We start from the raw sequence: 2,460 nt of genomic DNA, 5'->3' as shown, positions 1-2,460 counted from the left end.
ACAAACTGTCCGTCATCGTCACCCTCGCGGACGGCGGCGCGTACGCGGCCGAGGCCTCCCCCGAACGTGGACGCGAGGCGCTGCTGCTGATCGGGGACACCAGCCGCCAGGCGCTCGGCGAGCTGCGGCGGATGCTCGGCGTCCTGCGCGACCAAGGCGAGGACGCCGAGCTCACCCCGCAGCCGGGCATCGCCGACGTCGACGGGCTGTGCGCCCGCATCCGCGCGGCCGGGCCCCAGGTGGTGTACACGGCCGCCGGAGACCTCGATGCCCTGGACCGCGGGGTCCAGCTGATGGCCTACCGCATCGTCCAGGAGTCGCTCACCAACTCCCTGAAGCACGCCGGCCCCGGCACCCGGGCCCACGTCACCCTCACCTCCGGGGACGACCGGCTGCGGGTGCGGGTACGGGACAGCGGCCCGCCCGACGGCCCTCCGCCGCCCGCTCCCGGCCGGCCGCCCCGCGAGGGCCACGGCCTCGCGGGCATACGGGAGCGCGCGGCCCTCTACGGCGGCACCGTCACGGCGGGCCCCGGGCCCGGGGCAGGATGGACCGTGGAGGCCGTACTCGACCTCACCCCCGACCCGACAGGCGGCCCCGCGTGACCACCCTCCTCATCGTGGACGACCAGCCCTTGCAGCGGTACGGCTTCCGCATGCTGCTGGAGAGCCAGCCCGACACCGAGGTCGTCGGCGAGGCCGCCCACGGCGCCGAGGCCGTCCGGCTCACCGCCGACCTGCGGCCCGACGTCGTCCTGATGGACATCCGGATGCCCGGCATGGACGGCATCGAGGCCACCCGCCGGATCGTCGCCACCGGCGGCCGCTCCCGCATCCTCGTGCTGACCACCTTCGACCTCGACGAGTACGCCCACTCCGCCCTGCGGGCCGGCGCCAGCGGCTTCCTCCTCAAGGACGCCCGCCCCGAGGAGCTGCTCTCCGGGATCCGCGCCGTCGCGGTCGGCGACGCCGTCGTCGCCCCCGCCATCACCCGGCGCCTCCTCGACCTGTACGCCCACCACCTGCCGACCCGCCCGCCGGGCGCCGCCCCGGTCGAGGACAGCCGGCTGAACGCCCTCACCGACCGCGAACGCGAGATCCTCGTCGCCGTCGCCCAGGGCTGGAGCAACAGCGAGATCGCCCACCGCCTCGTCCTCGCCGAGTCGACCGTCAAGACCCACGTCAGCCGCGTGATGGCCAAGATCGGCGCCCGCGACCGCGTCCAGGCCGTGATCTTCGCCTACGACCGCGGCCTCACCCGCCCCAACCCACCCGCCTGACGGCCGCCCGCGGTCTTCCAGCGGTCGCCTACGACCCCTCAGCCCCGATCGGCGAGGATCCCCGAGAGCACGCGGCGCGCGTCACGGGCGTCAGCGCCGTCCTCGCCCAGGCTGTTGGCGCACGAGACGAGCGTCTTCCACAGCGCCCAGCCGCGTCCGCGCGCCCACGTGGCGTCGTCGACGCCCAGCCGCTTCCGGAACACGTCGCGGCCGTCGGCCGAGAGCAGGGTCCACGCGATCGCGAGGTCGCAAGCCGGGTCCCCCACGCCACACGTACCGAAGTCGATGACGGCGGCGAGCCGTCCGTCCTCAAGGAGCAGGTTTCCCTTGGCGAGGTCGCCGTGGAACCAGATGTCGGCCCTGTCCCACCGCGCCGCGAGCGCCTGAGTCCACAGCTCGTGTGCCGACGCGACGTCGACGTGGCCGCGCAGCCCGTCCAGCGCACCGAGCGCCTGCGCCTCGTACGTCCGCAGCGTCGCCCCACGGAACCAGTTGTGCTTGCCGGGCTGCGGCCCTTCCGAGGCATCGACGCCCCGCAACGCGGCGACGAAGTCGGCCAGGCTCCCGGCGAAGCCGATCGGATCGACGACCGACTCGAACGTCGCGGGCGTGCCGTCGATCCACCCGTAGACCGACCACGCGAACGGGAAGGCCGCACCGGGACTCCCCTTCGCCAGCGGCACCGGGATCGGCAGCGGGAGAGCCGGTGCCAGCTCGGGCAGCCAACGGTGCTCCTTCTCCACGGCCAGGGCGTACTCCTCCGCGCTGGGCAGCCGGAGCACCATGTCGTCGCCCAGGTGGAAGGTCCGGTTGTCCCAGCCGCCGTTCTCCACAGCCGTCACAGGCAGTGCGGCCCACTGCGGGAACTGCTCGGCCACGAGCCGCCCCGCCTGTTCGGCACTGACGGTGACCCGCCGGGGCATGGGCCCGAGATCCGGAACATCGTTCAACAGGTACCCCCTTGGCAGGCTCTGGCGTGAGCGGACGGACGCTTGCTCCACGCGAGTAGAACCCACCCGACGCAGGTTCGACAACCCGTATTCGTCGAGCCCCGTGGCACCGTGCGAGGGTCGCACATCAGCTCTACGGGTGAGGACGTGGTGGCCGCGACAGCGCGGAGAACCCGGTCGGCTGCCACCGGACGGCCACCCGGCGCCTGGGGTTCCACGGGACGCGAAGAG

General features: G+C 73.7%; 3 protein-coding genes. 2 read left to right on the top strand and 1 reads right to left on the bottom strand.

Going from position 1 to position 2,460, the window contains the following annotated elements; translation table 11 throughout:
* Positions 1 to 605: sensor histidine kinase (locus tag ACFU6K_RS36750; RefSeq protein ID WP_380670651.1), on the top strand; the 605-nt coding region annotated here is incomplete at its 5' end.
* Positions 602 to 1,279 (top strand): response regulator, encoded by a 678-nt coding sequence (locus ACFU6K_RS36745; RefSeq protein WP_380670649.1) that lies wholly within the window; start codon positions 602 to 604, stop codon positions 1,277 to 1,279. The genes ACFU6K_RS36750 and ACFU6K_RS36745, both read left to right, overlap by 4 nt.
* 38 nt (positions 1,280 to 1,317) lie before the next feature.
* Here the strand turns inward: ACFU6K_RS36745 and ACFU6K_RS36740 are convergent, their stop codons facing one another.
* Positions 1,318 to 2,229, bottom strand: a complete 912-nt coding sequence (locus ACFU6K_RS36740) for an aminoglycoside phosphotransferase family protein (RefSeq protein ID WP_380670647.1) — start codon at positions 2,227 to 2,229, stop codon at positions 1,318 to 1,320.
* Between the last annotated feature and the right edge of the window lie 231 nt (positions 2,230 to 2,460).

Source organism: Kitasatospora sp. NPDC057512, from assembly GCF_042802135.1.
GTDB lineage: Bacteria > Actinomycetota > Actinomycetes > Streptomycetales > Streptomycetaceae > Kitasatospora.
Note: the sequence above shows the minus strand (reverse complement) of the source record. Positions and strands in the feature narration are given on the sequence as shown.